13 protein-coding genes and 2 tRNA genes are annotated in these 15,830 nt (G+C 63.1%); 9 read left to right on the plus strand and 6 right to left on the minus strand.

The window, feature by feature from the left end:
* Positions 1-25 precede the first annotated feature (25 nt).
* Complete coding sequence (locus tag AC23D4_RS03650) at positions 26-1,606, plus strand: Rne/Rng family ribonuclease (RefSeq protein ID WP_487623690.1); 1,581 nt, start codon at positions 26-28, stop codon at positions 1,604-1,606.
* A gap of 207 nt (positions 1,607-1,813) precedes the next feature.
* Entirely contained in the window at positions 1,814-2,899 is a 1,086-nt protein-coding gene (locus tag AC23D4_RS03655) for an outer membrane protein (RefSeq protein WP_472887977.1), read from the plus strand.
* A 71-nt stretch (positions 2,900-2,970) separates the two neighbouring features.
* On the opposite strand, the gene msbA is transcribed toward AC23D4_RS03655, so the two are convergent.
* Positions 2,971-4,776, minus strand: a complete 1,806-nt coding sequence (gene msbA / locus AC23D4_RS03660) for a lipid A export permease/ATP-binding protein MsbA (protein WP_472887976.1) — start codon at positions 4,774-4,776, stop codon at positions 2,971-2,973.
* Positions 4,777-5,036: 260 nt separating this feature from the next.
* Between msbA and tolB the strand changes: the two genes are divergently transcribed.
* From tolB to AC23D4_RS03695, 7 genes are all read left to right on the plus strand, one after another.
* Positions 5,037-6,272: a Tol-Pal system beta propeller repeat protein TolB gene (gene tolB / locus AC23D4_RS03665; protein ID WP_472887975.1), complete on the plus strand. Its 1,236-nt coding sequence runs from the start codon at positions 5,037-5,039 to the stop codon at positions 6,270-6,272.
* Positions 6,273-6,338: 66 nt separating this feature from the next.
* Complete coding sequence (pal, locus tag AC23D4_RS03670; protein ID WP_472887974.1) at positions 6,339-6,926, plus strand: peptidoglycan-associated lipoprotein Pal; 588 nt, start codon at positions 6,339-6,341, stop codon at positions 6,924-6,926.
* A 4-nt stretch (positions 6,927-6,930) separates the two neighbouring features.
* A complete protein-coding gene (ybgF, locus tag AC23D4_RS03675) occupies positions 6,931-7,725 on the plus strand; it encodes a tol-pal system protein YbgF (protein WP_472887973.1) in 795 nt (264 codons plus the stop codon).
* Positions 7,726-7,793: 68 nt separating this feature from the next.
* On the plus strand, positions 7,794-8,909 hold the full coding sequence (locus AC23D4_RS03680; RefSeq protein ID WP_472887972.1) for a YeeE/YedE family protein: 1,116 nt from the start codon (positions 7,794-7,796) through the stop codon (positions 8,907-8,909).
* Between the two features lie 25 nt (positions 8,910-8,934).
* The gene (locus AC23D4_RS03685; RefSeq protein ID WP_472888007.1) at positions 8,935-9,756 is read left to right on the plus strand and encodes a tRNA threonylcarbamoyladenosine dehydratase; all 822 of its coding nucleotides are present in this window, start codon (positions 8,935-8,937) and stop codon (positions 9,754-9,756) included.
* A gap of 46 nt (positions 9,757-9,802) precedes the next feature.
* A tRNA-Lys gene (locus AC23D4_RS03690) sits at positions 9,803-9,878 on the plus strand.
* 56 nt (positions 9,879-9,934) lie between these two features.
* Positions 9,935-10,010: transfer RNA gene (locus AC23D4_RS03695), tRNA-Lys, on the plus strand.
* Positions 10,011-10,154: 144 nt separating this feature from the next.
* Here AC23D4_RS03695 and AC23D4_RS03700 read toward each other — a convergent pair.
* The 5 genes from AC23D4_RS03700 to AC23D4_RS03720 all read right to left on the minus strand — a co-directional run bounded on the left by AC23D4_RS03700 (position 10,155) and on the right by AC23D4_RS03720 (position 15,797).
* On the minus strand, positions 10,155-10,400 hold the full coding sequence (locus tag AC23D4_RS03700) for a GlsB/YeaQ/YmgE family stress response membrane protein (protein ID WP_472887971.1): 246 nt from the start codon (positions 10,398-10,400) through the stop codon (positions 10,155-10,157).
* A gap of 157 nt (positions 10,401-10,557) precedes the next feature.
* Positions 10,558-12,570: an ABC-F family ATP-binding cassette domain-containing protein gene (locus AC23D4_RS03705; RefSeq protein WP_472887970.1), complete on the minus strand. Its 2,013-nt coding sequence runs from the start codon at positions 12,568-12,570 to the stop codon at positions 10,558-10,560.
* The gene (prmB, locus tag AC23D4_RS03710) at positions 12,567-13,460 is read right to left on the minus strand and encodes a 50S ribosomal protein L3 N(5)-glutamine methyltransferase (RefSeq protein ID WP_472887969.1); all 894 of its coding nucleotides are present in this window, start codon (positions 13,458-13,460) and stop codon (positions 12,567-12,569) included. Before prmB ends, AC23D4_RS03705 begins: the two co-directional genes overlap by 4 nt.
* A gap of 4 nt (positions 13,461-13,464) precedes the next feature.
* On the minus strand, positions 13,465-14,637 hold the full coding sequence (gene dapE / locus AC23D4_RS03715; RefSeq protein WP_472887968.1) for a succinyl-diaminopimelate desuccinylase: 1,173 nt from the start codon (positions 14,635-14,637) through the stop codon (positions 13,465-13,467).
* A complete protein-coding gene (locus tag AC23D4_RS03720) occupies positions 14,637-15,797 on the minus strand; it encodes a PilT/PilU family type 4a pilus ATPase (RefSeq protein WP_472887967.1) in 1,161 nt (386 codons plus the stop codon). Before AC23D4_RS03720 ends, dapE begins: the two co-directional genes overlap by 1 nt.
* Positions 15,798-15,830: the final 33 nt, after the last annotated feature.

Below are 15,830 nucleotides of genomic sequence, written 5' to 3' on the forward strand. Positions count from 1 at the left end.
CCAGAATTCGAGACAAACGATCGCCATGAGCCAGGACATCTTGATCAATTGGGCGCCCCAGGAAACCCGGGTGGCGGTGGTGGAGCAGGGCGCGGTGCAGGAAGTGCACCTTGAACGCACGCTGGAGCGTGGCCTGGTGGGCAATATCTACCTGGGCAAGATATCGCGCGTGCTGCCAGGCATGCAGTCGGCTTTCATCGACATTGGCCTGGACCGGGCGGCGTTTCTGCATGTGGCCGATCTGATGCCCAATATCGCCGCCAAGCACGCAGCGCCCCGCGAACGCAGTCAGGCTTCAGTGCCAGCGGAAGGGGTCAGTGAAAGCGTCCGCGTCGAAGGCGCCTTCAATGGCGACAACGGATCCAGCAACCAGGTGCTGAAGCCCGATCCGGTGTTGCCCATCGAGCGGCAGATCTTTGAGGGTCAGGCGCTGATGGTGCAGGTGCTCAAGGACCCGATCGGCACCAAGGGCGCGCGCCTGACGGCACAGATCAGCATCGCCGGGCGGTTGCTGGTGTTTCTGCCGCAAGACAACCACATCGGGGTGTCACAAAAAATTCCTCCCACCCAGCGCGAGGCCCTGCGCCAGCGTGTGCTGGGACTGGCCGTGCCGCAGGATCGCAGCGTGACCGGGGGCTTCATCCTCCGCACCAATGCCGAGGATGCGACCGACGAGGAACTGAGCGAGGACATCGCCTACCTGCGCAAGACCTGGCAACGGATCAAGGAGGCCGCCACGCGCCAGCCGGCGGCCACGCTGCTGCACGAGGACCTGAACCTGATGCAGCGCGTCTTGCGCGATCTCGTGAGCGCGCAGACGCAGTCGATCCGCATCGATTCGCGCGAACAGTTCGGCTTGTTGCAGGCCTTTGCCAGCGAGTTCATGCCCGACACGGTAGCCAAGCTGCAGGTCTACACCGGTGAACGTCCGATTTTCGACCTGTTCAACATTGACGAAGACATCGTGCGGGCACTGAGCCGCCGGGTCGATCTGAAATCGGGTGGCTATCTGGTGATCGACCAGACCGAGGCGCTGACCACCGTGGATGTGAACACGGGCGGCTTCGTGGGCGCGCGCAATTTTGATGACACGGTGTTCCGTACCAACCTGGAAGCCGCGCAGACGATTGCGCGCCAGCTGCGGCTGCGAAACCTGGGCGGCATTGTCATCGTCGACTTCATCGACATGGTGCGCGAAGACCACCGGGATTCGGTGTTGACCGAATTCCGCAAACAACTTGCCCGAGATCGGGTGAAAACCATGACGGGTGGATTCTCCCAGCTCGGGCTGGTGGAGATGACGCGCAAACGCACGCGTGAATCGCTGGCCCACATGCTGAGTGAAGTTTGCCCGGCGTGCAGCGGAAAAGGTGTGGTGAAGACCGCGCGCAGCGTCTGCTACGACATCTTGCGCGAGATCCTGCGCGAGGCGAGAGCCTTCAACCCGCGCGAGTTCCGTGTGGTCGCATCGGCCAAGGTGGTCGAGCTCTTCCTTGACGAAGAAAGCCACCACCTTGCGGGCTTGTCCGACTTCATCGGCAAGCCCATTTCGCTGCAGAGCGAAAGTTCAATGACGCAGGAACAATACGACATCGTGCTGCTTTAATGCTCTCTCGGTGGACCGATGAAAACACCCGAAAAAGCTCTCGCACGTCTGTCTGTGCGATAACGAACATTGTTGTATTGAAGCCTCTCGTTACCGAGTTGGCGTGCTGATGCGTTGATAATCCGCCTGTGACGAGAGATGGGTGCATTTACATCAAACAATGTTTCATTTCGTAAGCTCTTTTAACTTTCCTTATATGGAGAAATCATGAAACTCACACCATTGAATTCGGTTCTGCTGACAGGTGGTTTGTTGGTGGCCTCGCTCGGTCATGCTGGTATGGTCAATGACAGCCACGGGAATGTAGGTTACGACACCGCTGCCGAGTGCGACGCTGCGGTTCAGGCGGGCCAGGCCCGCTTCTATGAGGCATCGACCACCATGCCGCCACTGCGGCGCAAGGGTGAAGCGACGGTTCGCACTGCGCGCCTGTCCGATCTCGGTCCGCAATACCAGCTGGGTGCCTGTGACGTGGGCGTGAGCCGCGCGAACGGCCGCAATGGTGTGGCCAAGGCGCTGGTTGGCAAGTACGTGCCCTACAGCCCCGACATGCCCATCAATCTTTATGCTGACAATTCAGGTATGGCCGTGCGCGCCAGCATGGCGAAGTGCGACAACCGCTTCTCGGACGTGATGCCGCGCGCCGTGCCGCTGCCAGTGGTTGCTCCTGCGCCCGCACCGGTCGCGATGGCTCCCGCACCTGCACCAGAGCCGGCTCCAGCGCCGATGGCAGCGGCCCCTGTGGCCGAACCCATGGTGGCTCCCGCACCACCGGCTGCCCGTATGACGCCTTACGTGTTCGGCACTTTGGGCGTCGTCAATGACAGCGTGGTACACCGTGCTCCCGGTGGCGGCATCAGCGTTGGCGACAGTGATCGTCAAATAGGTCTGCAAATGGGTGCTGGTCTGCAATTCAACCGCATCCTGGGCGCAGAGGTTTTTTACCAAGCTGGCAAGAGCCATGAGTACACCGCGCTGAATGGCGTGGACTTGTCCGCGAAGGCCAAGGTGTTTGGCGCACGTGTGACGGCTGGTGGCAACGTGACTGAAAAACTGAGGTTGTTTGGCAAGCTGGGTGTGGCCAGTGTGAAACACACCAGTGGCCAGTTTGCGGATCTGCCGAGCCATTCCAGCTCGCAGACCCGACCGACTGTGGGTTTGGGCTTCACCTACGCGCTGAGCGAAACCCTGATGTTGCGCGGCGATGCGGACCACTACAAGCTTCGTGGATCCAACAACCCACGCTGGGGTAACGTCGACTACTTCGGTCTGGGCCTGCAGTACAACTTCTGAAGTTGATGGCATCTCTGGATGCCCTGGATGCCCTGGAAGCCGGAAGCACCCTGGAGGTGCTTCCGGCTTTTTTACGCATCGGCTTCGGGGGTGAGTTTTTGTGCATGCAGACGGGCATACAGACCGTCGCTGCGGAGCAGTTCTTCATGGCGACCCATCTCACTGATCTGCCCGTCGGCCAGTACAACGACACGGTCGGCATGCTCGATGGTGGACAGTCGATGGGCGATCACGATGGTGGTGCGCCCTTTCATGAGCCGCGCCAGCGCATCCTGTACCAGCCGCTCGGACTCGTTGTCCAAGGCTGAAGTGGCTTCGTCCAAGATCAGGATGGGTGCGTTCTTGTAGATGGCCCTCGCGATCGCCAGCCGCTGGCGCTGGCCGCCGGAGAGTTCGGCCGCGTTGTGTCCCACCGTGCTGTGCATGCCCCGGGGCAGGCGCTCCAGCAGATCGAGCAGGTTGGCCGAGGCCAGGGCCGCGCGCACGCGCTCTTCGTCGATCTGGTCGTCGGCTGCCCCCAGCGCCACGTTGGCCGCCAGGCTGTCGTTGAGCATGATCACTTCCTGGCTGACCATGGCGAACTGGCGCCGCAGGCTGGCCAGATCCCAGCTGGGCAGGGGCACGTCATCCAGCAGCACTTCGCCGCGGTCCACTTCGACAAAGCGTGGCAGAAGATTGGCTAGCGTGGTCTTGCCCGAACCCGAGGGGCCCACCAGGGCCAGCACTTCACCCGGCTGGATGCTCAGGTTGATGCCGCGCAGCGCGCTGCGGCTGATGTGGCCGTCGTCCGGCTGCTCGTCACGCGTCGGGTAGCGCACCCAGACGTCGCGCAGGGTGATGGCGCCCTTCACCTGATCGGCCCGGTGGGTGCCCGATGTTTGTGGCGGGGTTTCATCGATGAGTTCCAGACCCCGTTCCAGCGCGGCGAGTCCCCGGGTGATCGGGCCGGCGATTTCGGCCAGGTGCCGGATCGGTGCGATCAACATCAGCATGGCGGTGACAAAGGCCACAAAGTTGCCCACGGTCACACCGCTGCTGGTGCTTTGCCACAGAGCCACAGCAATCACGGCCGACAACGCGGCGGCGGCGAGCATCTGGGTCAGCGGGGTCATGGCGGCGTGGGCCACGGTGGACTTGAGGGCCAGGCGCCGCAGGGAAACGCTGAGTCCGTCGAAACGCTGGGTCTGGCGTTGCTGGGCCCCGTGCAGGCGCACCATGCGGTGGGCCAGCGCGTTTTCTTCCACCACATAGGCCAGTTCGTCGGTGGCCTGCTGGCTGGAACGCGTGAGGCGGTACAGACGGCGCGAGAGCACACGCATCACCAGAATCAGGCCAGGAAACAGCAGCAGCACGATCAGCGTGAGCTTTCCGTTCAGGTACATCAGATAGCCCAGCAGGGCCAGCAGCGTCAGGCTGTCCTTGGTCAGGCTCAACATGGCGTTGACCAGCATGGTCGACCCCGTCTGCACCTCGTAGACCAGGGTGTTCGAGAGCTTGCTGGCGCTTTGACGGGCAAACAAGGTCATCTGGGCATCGTTGAGCCGGACAAACATCGCTCGCCGCAGGTTCAGCAGACCCAGGCTGGCTGTGTAGGACAACGCATACTGGGCCAGAAACCCTGCCAGACCACGTATGCCAAACAGACCCATCAGTGCGACGGGCACCATCCACAGGTCGATGTTGCCCTCGGCAAAGCCCCGGTCCAGCAAGGTCTTGAGCAAGGCGGGGATCAGTGGTTCGGTCAAGGCCCCCACGGTGGTGCAGATGGCGGCCAACACGATGCCACTCTTGGCGGAGCGGAAATACGGCCAGAACTGGCGCAGTCGCTGGATGATGGTGTTGGCTGGCTGCTTGCTGGAAGCGTTGGAATCGGTCAAGTCTGCGCGGCCTTGGATGGCGGGGTAGGGTGGCTGGGCTGGGTACAGCGTGCCCGTGGGCAAAGCCTGTACAAAAAAAGCACAACTTGTCACGGGTGCAGAAAGTGCTTCCGGTATTATCTGCTGGCAATTGGAAAACGGGCTTCACAATCCGCTTTCCAGCCACATCACCCAACCCATACCGAATGCAGGCATTGAATAGATCTGACTGGCAGCCCTCGCGGCGGTCCCTTCTGGCCCAGGCCACCGCACTTCCCCTGATGGCCTGGCCATTGCAAGACGCACTGGCCCAATTCCGCGTCGAAGTTTCCGGGGCCGGGGTGACCCAGATTCCGGTATCGGCGGTCAGCTTCCGCGACAACGGCGTGGTCAACCAGGACATGGCCGCCATTGTCCGGGCCGATCTGGAGCGCAGTGGTCAGTTCCGCTTTGTCGAGCCTTTGCCGGCGCGGCTCGATGAAACCTCGCGACCTGAGTTCGCTGCGTGGCGCAGCAAGGGCAGTGACGCGGTGCTGACCGGCAGCGTTTCGCGTCTGGCCGATGGCCGATTTGACGTGCGGTTCCGTCTGTGGGATGTGGTGCGCGGTCAGGATCTGGGTGGACTGAGTTACCCGGTGTCCACCACGGATCTGCGGTTCGCCGCGCATCGGATCGCCGACTACGTGTACGAAAAACTCACGGGTGAAAAAGGCGTCTTCTCGACACGCATCGCCTATGTGACCAAGGCCGGGCAGCGGCACACGCTGCTGGTGGCCGATTCCGATGGCGAAAACGCCCGTGCAACGTTGACCAGCCCGGAGCCCATCATCTCGCCGAGCTGGGCTCCGGGGGGCGCCCAATTGGCCTATGTGTCGTTCGAATCGCGCAAGCCCGTGATTTACTCGCACGACGTGGCCACGGGCAAGCGCCGCCTGCTCGCCAACTTCCGGGGATCGAACAGCGCCCCAACGTGGTCGCCCGATGGTCGCCAGCTGGTGGCGACCCTGTCAATCTCCGGCAACGCGCAGATCTATGCCATGGACGCCAACGGCAGTGCGCCGCGCCGCCTGACCCAGTCGGGCAGCATCGACACCGAGCCTGTTTTCAGTGCCGACGGGAAGAGCATTTTCTTCGTCAGCGACCGCGGCGGCTCGCCGCAGATCTACCGCATGGGCGTGCAGGGCGCGAACCCGCAACGCGTGACCTTCACGGGCAACTACAACATTTCGCCAGCGCCCAGCCCGGATGGACGCTGGCTGGCCTTCATCTCGCGTGTTGGCGGGGCGTTTCGTCTTCACGTCATGGAGCTGGCCTCGGGCAATGTCACGGCCGTCAGCGAGACCAGCGCCGATGAAAGCCCCAGCTTTTCACCCAACAGTCGCCTGATCATCTACGCCACCCGCGAACGCGGACAGGAGGCCCTCATGACCAGCACGGTGGATGGTCGCATCAAGACCCGCCTTGCCAGCGCAGGGGGAGACATTCGGGAGCCCGAATGGGGCCCATTCACCCGCTGACGGCGAACTGTTTCAGATCTGCGCCATCATTCAACCATTCAAACCTGTCCAGAAAGGGATACACCCATGAACAACAACCTTAAATCGACCCATTCGACCGCAACAGGTGGCCAACGTGTTTGGCTGACCCGCTTCGCGGGTCTGCTGGTGGTTGCCTCCCTGGCTGCCTGCGGATCCAGCGTCAAGCTCGACGATGTTCCCGTTGAAGACCGCACCGGCGGTGCGGCCGGGCAGGCTGGTGCAGGGGGGGGCACGGGCAGTGGCGTGGATCCTCGGGGTGTGTCGGGTGTCGAGGTGCCGGGCATGGATTCGCAGCAACCCGAAGCCATGGCGCGCGTGGTGTATTTTGACTACGACAGCTTCGAAGTGCGTGGCGAATACGCCGCAACCCTGGAAGCCAACGCACGTTACCTGAAGGCCAACAGCAGCCGCAAGATCGCACTGGAAGGCCACACCGACGAGCGTGGTGGACGCGAGTACAACCTCGCGCTCGGTCAGAAGCGCGCCGAAGCCGTGCGGCGCTCGCTCTCCCTGATGGGTGTGAGCGAGTCGCAGATGGAGCCGGTGAGTTTTGGTGAAGAAAAGCCTGCGGCATTGGGTATGGACGAAGAGTCCTACGCCAAGAACCGGCGGGTGGAACTGACCTACCGTTGAGCCAATGTCCTTGATGAACCGTTCAGTTCCCTCGCTCTTGAGTGCAGCGGCCTTGCTGATCAGCAGCCTTTGGCCCTTGCAGGCGCATGCGTTGTTCGACGACGATGAGGCGCGCAAAGCCATCATCGAGCTGCGCAACAAGTTCGATACCCATCGCCAGTCGACCGACAACTCATTGTCTCGCATGGCCCAGGAGTTGAGGGATAGCCAGACCTCGACCCAGCGCAGTCTGCTGGAGCTGGCCAACCAGAACGAACAGCTGCGTGGTGAGGTTGCGCGTCTGCTTGGGCAGAACGAGCAGCTGGCCCGTGAAGTTTCAGAGCTTCAGCGTCAACAAAAAGACGCACAGGCCGGCGTGGATGCCCGTTTGCGTCAGGTGGAGCCAGTGCCGGTCTCTCTGGATGGCCGCGAGTTCACGGCTTCGCCCGAGGAGAAGCGCGACTTCGATGCGACCATGGAGTTGCTGCGCCGATCAGAGTTTGGACCAGCTGCTGCGGGGTTTGCGGGTTTGCTGCGTCGCTATCCCAGCAGTGGCTACACGCCTTCCGTTCTGTACTGGCTGGGCAACGCCCAGTACGCCAACCGCGCCTATAAGGAGTCGATCGAGAGTCATCGCCGCTTGGCGAGCCAGTTTCCCGACCATTCCCGTACGCCCGAGGCACTTCTGGCCATGGCCAACAGCCAGATCGAACTCAAGGACAGCAAGGCCGCACGGCGCACGCTGGAAAATCTGATCAAGGCCCATCCCCAGTCCGAGGCCGCAGCGGCTGGACGCGAGCGTCTCGCCCGCCTGCGCTGATCGCGGCGGGTTTGTCGACATGGCCTTCCAGTCCGGGTGACCGGAGGGCTCCTCCTACAATGTCGGCCATGATGGACATCGCCGATATTCAAACACTGCATACCCAAGTGCTCTGGGCCGCATTCGCGGTCTCGGCGGTGTTTGGTTTTATTGCCCAGCGCACCCAGTTCTGCACCATGGGCGCCATCAGCGACATCATCAACATGGGCGCCTGGACGCGCATGCGCATGTGGGGCATGGCTGTGGGGGTGGCGTCTATCGGCTTTTACACCATGGGCTGGCTGGGCTGGATCGATACCAGTCAGACCATCTATGGGTCAGGCCGGATCATCTGGCTGTCTGCGGTTGTGGGTGGAACCCTGTTTGGCTTTGGTATGGTGCTGGCTTCAGGGTGCGGCAGCAAGACGCTGGTGCGCATCGGTGCCGGTAGCCTGAAGTCCTTGGTGGTGTTTTTTGTCATGGGCTTTGCCGCCTACGCGACCTTGCGCGGCGTGCTCGCGGTGCTTCGCGTCAACACCGTCGATCTGGTGGCCTTTGATATCGGGGCGGGCGGCACCGTGCCGATGTGGATCGTTGCGGCCGCGGGACTGGAGTCGGGCAACGCTGGTCTGCTGGCTGCATTGATCCTGGGAGGGGGGCTGGTCATCTGGGCCCTGATGGACGCCGATTTTCGCAACGCCAACAACCTGCTGGGTGGTGTGGGCCTGGGGCTTGTGATTGCGGCCATGTGGTGGGTCAGTGGACACATGGCGTTTGTTGCCGAACATCCGGAGACACTGGAATCGGTTTACCTCGCCACCAACACCGGGCGCATGGAATCCCTGACCTTCACAGCACCGATGGCCTACGCCCTGGACTGGCTGATCCTCTTCAGCGACAAGTCCAACGTGCTGACCCTGGGCGTGGTCACGGTGGCGGGTGTGGTGGTCGGGGCTTTTGCCCAGGCACGGCTGGATGGCAGTTTTCGCTGGGAAGGCTTTCGCAGCACGCAAGACACGGCCCTGCACATGGGTGGTGCGTTCTGCATGGGCGTGGGGGGAGTGACCGCGTTGGGTTGCACCGTGGGCCAAGGTCTTTCGGGTCTGTCCACACTGAGTCTCACCAGTGCCATCGCGGTAGCGGGCATCGTGCTCGGCGCAGTTGGCGGTGTGCGCTTCCAGCTCTGGTTGCTGGAACGTGAGTGAGTACGACAAGGGCAGCGAGCCTGTCATGACGCCCGATTTCGAACGCCGCTTCGGTGGCTTGCGCCGACTCTACGGGCAAGAGGGCTCCCAACGCATCTTTGATGCCCATGTGGTGGTGGTGGGCATTGGCGGTGTCGGATCGTGGTCTGTCGAGGCCCTGGCCCGCAGCGGTCTGCGGCGCCTCACCCTGATTGATCTGGACCACGTGTCTGAATCCAACATCAACCGCCAGATTCATGCCCTGGACATCACCTTGGGACAAAGCAAGGCACAGGCCATGCGCGAGCGCATCTCGATGTATCACCCGACCTGTGTGGTTGACGTGATCGAGGAGTTTGTGACGCCTGAGAACTGGCCTGCACTTTTGGGTGAAACGATGGTTGAAGCTGGGGCGAGGCCCTCTGGCCTCATTGATGCCTGCGACCAGATGCGGGCCAAGTCCGTGCTGGCTGCCTGGGCCGTGAAAAAGGCCGTGCCCTTCGTGACCGTGGGAGCCGCGGGTGGAAAACGACTGGCCCATGCCATGGAGGTGGCCGATCTGGCCTTCACCACACACGACCCCTTGCTGGCGCAACTGCGTTATCAGTTGCGCAAACACCATGACGGCGCACGCAACGGCCCCATGGGTGTGAGCTGTGTGTTCAGCCGCGAAGCCGTGTCGCCACCCGACGCCTCGTGCGCACTGGCCGACGCGGGAGACGGATCGTTGAATTGCCACGGTTATGGATCGGCGGTGAGTGTGACGGCCAGTTTTGGCATGGCCGCCGCGGGTGCTTTGATGAACGCGATCGCGAGCGATTCAAAAAGTCCTGCTAGTCTTGAAAATAGGTTGAAAATGACGCTATAATTTGAGGCTTGGCGATGTAGTAAAAGCCAACTTTGCAAGGCCAGATGGGGCGTTAGCTCAGTTGGTAGAGCAGCGGACTCTTAATCCGTAGGTCGAGTGTTCGAGTCACTCACGCCCCACCAGATGCTGGCATCTGGATGGTCTCTCATCCGGTCGCCGTTGATGTTTTTTGAATGTTGGGACGTTAGCTCAGTTGGTAGAGCAGCGGACTTTTAATCCGTTTGTCGTGGGTTCGACCCCCGCACGTCCCACCAGATTCCCTTCGCGGGAGTTGAAAAGCCTGCTACTGATTCGGTAGCAGGCTTTTTCATTTGTGCTCCCGTTACCCGTTCGGTGACAGTTTGATGTCGAGTGCCCCAGACGACACCCTGGATGGGGCGCGCTTGCCGGTCAATGGCTCATTTCTTCCGGATCAGGCCGACGACCACGAGCAGGATCAAAGCGCCGATCACCGAGGCAATGAATCCCGCCGCTTGGCCCGGAGCGTAAAGCCCCAGCGCTGCGCCACCATAGCTCGCGAGGAACGATCCCGCCACGCCCAGCAAGGCGGTCATGATCCAGCCCATGTTGTCGTCGCCGGGTTTGATGGCGCGGGCGATGAAGCCTGCGATCAAGCCAATGAAGAGTGTGATCAGAATGGACATGGGCGGGCTGCCTTTCGATGTGTCGGATTGAGCAAGGTGTGGGATCACACTGTAGCGCCAAGCCCGCTTTTTCGCTCTCACCCTTCCCACCATGCAGCACACCTGCCTGTGAACGCCGTCACTGCAACGTGCATGTCACAGACTGAGCGCGGGGCGCTCACCCGTTGGCGCTGGCGCCTTCGATCTGTTCGGTGAGTTCCAGCCAGCGCAATTCCAGCGTTTCAATCTGATCGTTCACCGCTTTCAGTTCGCGTCCCGCGTCGGCCATGTCCTTGGGACTCGCGGGCTGGCTCAGGCGGGCCTCCAGCTGGTTTTTCTGCTGGCTCAATGCGGCGGTGCGTTTTTCGTTTTGCTCCAGCTCTTTCTTCAGCGGGCGCAGCTGCTCGGTGAGCTGCTGGCGGCGCTGGGAGTCCTGCTTGCGCTGTTCGGAGCTGCGATTGACCGATGGTGCCGGCGCGGCCACTGTCACGGCCACCACGGCGGGCGCCGCCACATTGCCCCGCAGCAGGTCTTTCTGCTCCTGGCGCTGGGCTTCCCGCGACTGTTTGGCCATGTCCAGCAGGTAGCGCTGGTAGTCGTCCAGATCACCGTCGAACGGTGCAATGCCGCCGCGCGAGACCAGCCAGAATTCGTCGCACACGGCGCGCAGCAGGGCGCGGTCGTGGCTGACCAGCATGACCGTGCCTTCGAACTCGTTGAGCGCCATCGACAAGGCTTCGCGGGTTGCGAGGTCCAGGTGGTTGGTGGGCTCGTCGAGCAGCAGCAGGTTGGGGCGCTGCCAGACGATCATGCACAGCACCAGGCGCGCCTTTTCGCCGCCGCTCATGCTGCCGACCGCCTGCTTCACCTGGTCTCCGGTGAAGTTGAAACTGCCCAGAAAGCTGCGCAGGTCCTGTTCGCGCGTGGCCTGGCCACTCAGGCGGCTTTGCGCCGTGCACTCGCGCACCAGGCGGATCATGTGCTCCAGCGGGGTGTCGGCCGGGCGCAGCACGTCCAGTTCCTGCTGGGCGAAATAGCCGATGTTCAGGCCCTTGCCTTCGATGATCTCGCCGCTGATGGCCTTCAGGTCGCGCGCGATGGTCTTCACCACGGTGGACTTGCCCTGGCCGTTGGCGCCCAGGATGCCGATGCGCTGCCCGGCCAGCACCGAGCGGCTGACGTTGCGCACGATGGTGATCGGTTCGCCGCCCGCTGCGGGCGGCGGATAGCCAAAGCTCACCTCGTTCATGGCCAGCATGGGGTTGGGCAGGTTCTGCGGTTCGCTGAACTCGAAGGTGAAGTCGGCGTCGGCCAGCACCGGGCCGATTTTTTCCATGCGCTCCAGCGCCTTGACACGGCTCTGCGCCTGCTTGGCCTTGCTGGCCTTGGCCTTGAAGCGCGCGATGAATTTCTGCAGGTGCGCTACTTTCTCCTGTTGCTTGGAATACGCCGTGGCCTGCAGCGCCATCTGCTCGGCGCGCATGTCTTCGAACTTGCTGTAGTTGCCGCCGTAGCGCGTGAGCTGGGCGCGCTCGATGTGGATGGTGACGTCGGTCACCGCGTCGAGAAACTCGCGGTCGTGGCTGATCACGAGCATGGTGCCCTCGTAGCGTTTGAGCCAGGCTTCCAGCCAGACCAGGGCGTCCAGATCCAGGTGGTTGGTGGGTTCGTCGAGCAGCAGCAGGTCGCTGGGGCACATCAGGGCACGCGCGAGCTGCAGGCGCATGCGCCAGCCGCCCGAAAAACTGTTGACCGGGTTGTCGAGCTCGTCGGTGCGGAAACCCAGGCCCAGGATGAGCGCCTGCGCGCGGGCCGGTGCATCGTGCGCGCCCGCATCGTGCAGCGCCATGTAGGCGTGGGCCATGCGCTCGCCGTCGTTGCTTTCTTCCGATGCGGTCACTTCCTGCTGCGCGGCGAGCAGGGTCACGTCGCCTTCGATGACGAACTGCGTGGCCGGCATGTCGGTCTCGGGCATGTCCTGCGCGACCTGGGCCATGCGCCACTGGGCCGGAACGTAGAAGTCACCCTTGTCCTCGTGCAGCGTCTTGTTGAGCAGACCAAACAGGCTGGACTTGCCGGCACCGTTGCGACCCACGAGGCCGACTTTTTCGCCGGGGTTGATGGTGGCGGAAGCGCCATCGAGCAGGACCTTCGTGCCACGACGAAGGACCAGGTTTTTCAGTGTGATCATGGGCGGGGCGCTGGCCGCTGGGCCATCGCCGAAAGGGAATCGGAAGTGAGAAGAAGGACTTGATCGTCGCCGGCGCTGGTGGACAGCCACACGGTTTCAAGCTGCGGGAACGCGGTTTCGAAGTGTTCGCGTTCGTTGCCGATTTCGAGTACCAGCACGCCGTGGGGCGACAGGCGCGAGGGCAGGTCTTGCAAGAGGGTGCGGATGAAATCCATGCCGTCGGCGCCGCCCGCCAGTGCCAGCGCGGGTTCGGCGCGGTATTCGGCGGGCAGCGCATTCATGCTCTGTGCGTTGACATAGGGCGGGTTGCACAGCACCAAGTCGTACGGACCGGGGCAGGCCGCCAGGCCGTCGGATTCGATGAGCGTGATGCGGTCCTTCAGGCCGTGCTGGTCGACGTTGATGCGGGCCACGGCCAGCGCATCGGTGGAGATATCGGCGCCCGTGACTTGCACCTGCGGCCAGACCATGGCTGCCAGCACGGCGAGACTGCCGTTGCCGGTGCACAGGTCCAGCACATGGATCGTGTGCTCGCCCAGCCAGGCGTCGAAGCCACCGTCGGCGAGCAGCTCCGCAATGAAGCTGCGCGGCACGATGGCGCGCTGATCCACATAAAACGGCACCCCCTGCAGCCAGGCTTCGTGCGTGAGGTAGGCGGCTGGTTGGCGGGTCTCAATGCGGCGTGTGATCAGCTCGGCCACGGCCAGCGCATCTTCGTCAGAGACGGGCGTTTCGGCCATCTCTTCCAGGTCGCCGTCCAGTGGCAGGTGAAGTTGCCACAGCACGAGCCAGGCGGCTTCGTCGCGGGCGTTGGTGGTGCCGTGGCCATAGGCCAGATGGGCGGCTTCGAGGCGTGCCGTGGCCCCGGCGAGCAGGTCTTGCAGAGTCATGGGTTCAGCGCGCGCAGGCCTGCTGTTGGGCGAGGTTGTGAAGCACGCGGCGGTAGATGTTCTTCAGGGGCTCGATGTCGGCCACGGCCACGTGTTCGTCGATCTTGTGGATGGTGGCGTTGGGCGGGCCGAGTTCGATCACCTGGGGGCAGATCTGGGCGATGAAACGGCCGTCGCTGGTGCCGCCGGTGGTGGACAGCTGGGTTTCTATGCCGGTCTCGGTCTGGATGGCGGAGCGCACGGCGTCCACCAGCGTGCCGGGCTGGGTCAGAAACGGTCGCCCGCCGATGGTCCAGGTGAGGTCGTGGTCGGCGCCCGTCTGCAGGCCGTGGCGCTGCAGGATGTCGACCACGCGCTGCTGCAGGCCTTCGGGTGTGGACTCGGTGGAGAAGCGGAAGTTGAAGTCGATCACCACGGTGCCGGGGATCACGTTGCTCGCGCCCGTGCCACCGTGGATGTTGCTCACCTGCCAGCTGGTGGGCGGGAAGTAGGCGTTGCCCATGTCCCAGACCGTCGCGGCGAGTTCGGCCAGGGCCGGGGCGACCATGTGGATCGGGTTCTTCGCCAGTTGCGGGTAGGCGATGTGGCCCTGGATGCCCTTGACCGTGAGTTTGCCGCTCATGGTGCCGCGGCGGCCATTCTTGATCATGTCGCCCGTGCGCTCGACCGAGGTGGGCTCGCCGACGATGCACCAGTCCAGGCGTTCGCCGCGGCGCTGCAGTTCGTTGCAGACAATCACCGTGCCGTCGTTGGCCGGGCCTTCTTCGTCGCTGGTCAGCAGGAAGGCGATGTCGATGGGCGGCTGGGGGTTGGAAGCCAGGAATTCTTCGCAGGCCACCACCATGGCGGCGAGCGAGGTTTTCATGTCGCTGGCGCCACGGCCATAAAGCTTGCCGTCGCGGTGCGAAGGCACGAAGGGATCGCTGCCCCAGGCGTCCAGCGGACCGGTGGGCACCACGTCGGTGTGGCCCGCCCAGACCAGGGTGGGCTGCTGGCCCGTGCCCAGGCGGGCCCAGAGGTTGGTCACGCGGAAATCGGCCGGGCCGCTTTCGATGGTTTCACAGACAAAACCCAGCGCTCGCAGGCGGTCGGCGATCAGGGCTTGACAGCCCTCGTCCAGCGGCGTGACCGAGGGGCGTGCGATCAGTTCTTCGGTCAGGCGCAGGGTGGCGGTCATCAGAATTTGACGTCGAGCGAGAACTCGGTGAAGGTGGCGTTGTCGCTCTGGTCCTCATCGGACGGCTTGGCGTCCAGGTTGGACTTGGAAGCGTTGAAGTCGTTCTGCAGGCGCCACAACAGGTTGTTGGGCGAGTCGGCGTGGGCCAGACCCTCGTTGCGCGAGACGATGCCGTCGCGCACCAGTCGGGCCAGGTCCTGCTCGAAGCTCTGCGAGCCCACGGCCAGTGACTTTTCCATGGCCTCGCGCACGCCGGAGAAATCGGCTTTCTGGATCAGGTCGGCGATCAGGGCGGTGTTGAGCATCACCTCCACGGCGGGCACACGGCCGCCCGTGTGGGTGCGCAGCAGGCGCTGCGAGACGATGGCGCGCAGCGCGGCGGCCAGGTCGCCGAGCATGGTGGGACGCACTTCGACCGGGTAGAAGCTCAGGATGCGGTTGAGTGCCTGGTAGCTGTTGTTGGCGTGCAGCGTGGCGAGACACAGGTGTCCCGACTGCGCGTAGGCGATGGCGGCCGACATGGTTTCGCGGTCGCGGATCTCACCGATCAGGATCACGTCGGGCGCCTGGCGCAGCGCGTTCTTCAGGCCGACTTGCAGCGAAGCGGTGTCGGGGCCGATTTCACGCTGGTTGACGACCGACTTCTTGTTGCGGTAGACGTATTCGATCGGGTCCTCGATGGTGAGGATGTGGCCGGTATTCAGTTCGTTGCGCAGGTCGATCATGGCCGCCAGCGTGGTGGTCTTGCCAGCGCCCGTGGCACCGACCATCAACACCAGTCCCCGCTTCTCCATCACCAGATCCGACAGCACGGGCGGCACGTTCAGGGAGTCCAGCGAGGGCACATCGCCCGGGATGTAACGCATGACCACAGCGTAGGTGCTGCGCTGGCGCATCGCACTGACGCGGAAATTGCCCACACCCTCCAGCGGCACGGCCATGTTGAGCTCACCGGTTTCCCGCAGTTCCTCGATGCGCGTGGGCGGCACGATTTCGGACAGCAGGTTCAGCGGCGCCTCCGGAGGCATCACCTGGCTGTTGATCGGCAGCGTCTGCCCGTTGATCTTGATCATGGCCGGCGCGTGCGCCGACAGGTACACGTCCGAAGCCTTCTTTTCGGCCATCAGGCGCAGGATGCGCTCCATCGTTCCGCTGCTCATGCCAGACCTTTCAAGAACTCAAAAAAAAATCTC

It is taken from the genome of Hydrogenophaga sp. L76 (assembly GCF_057654755.1).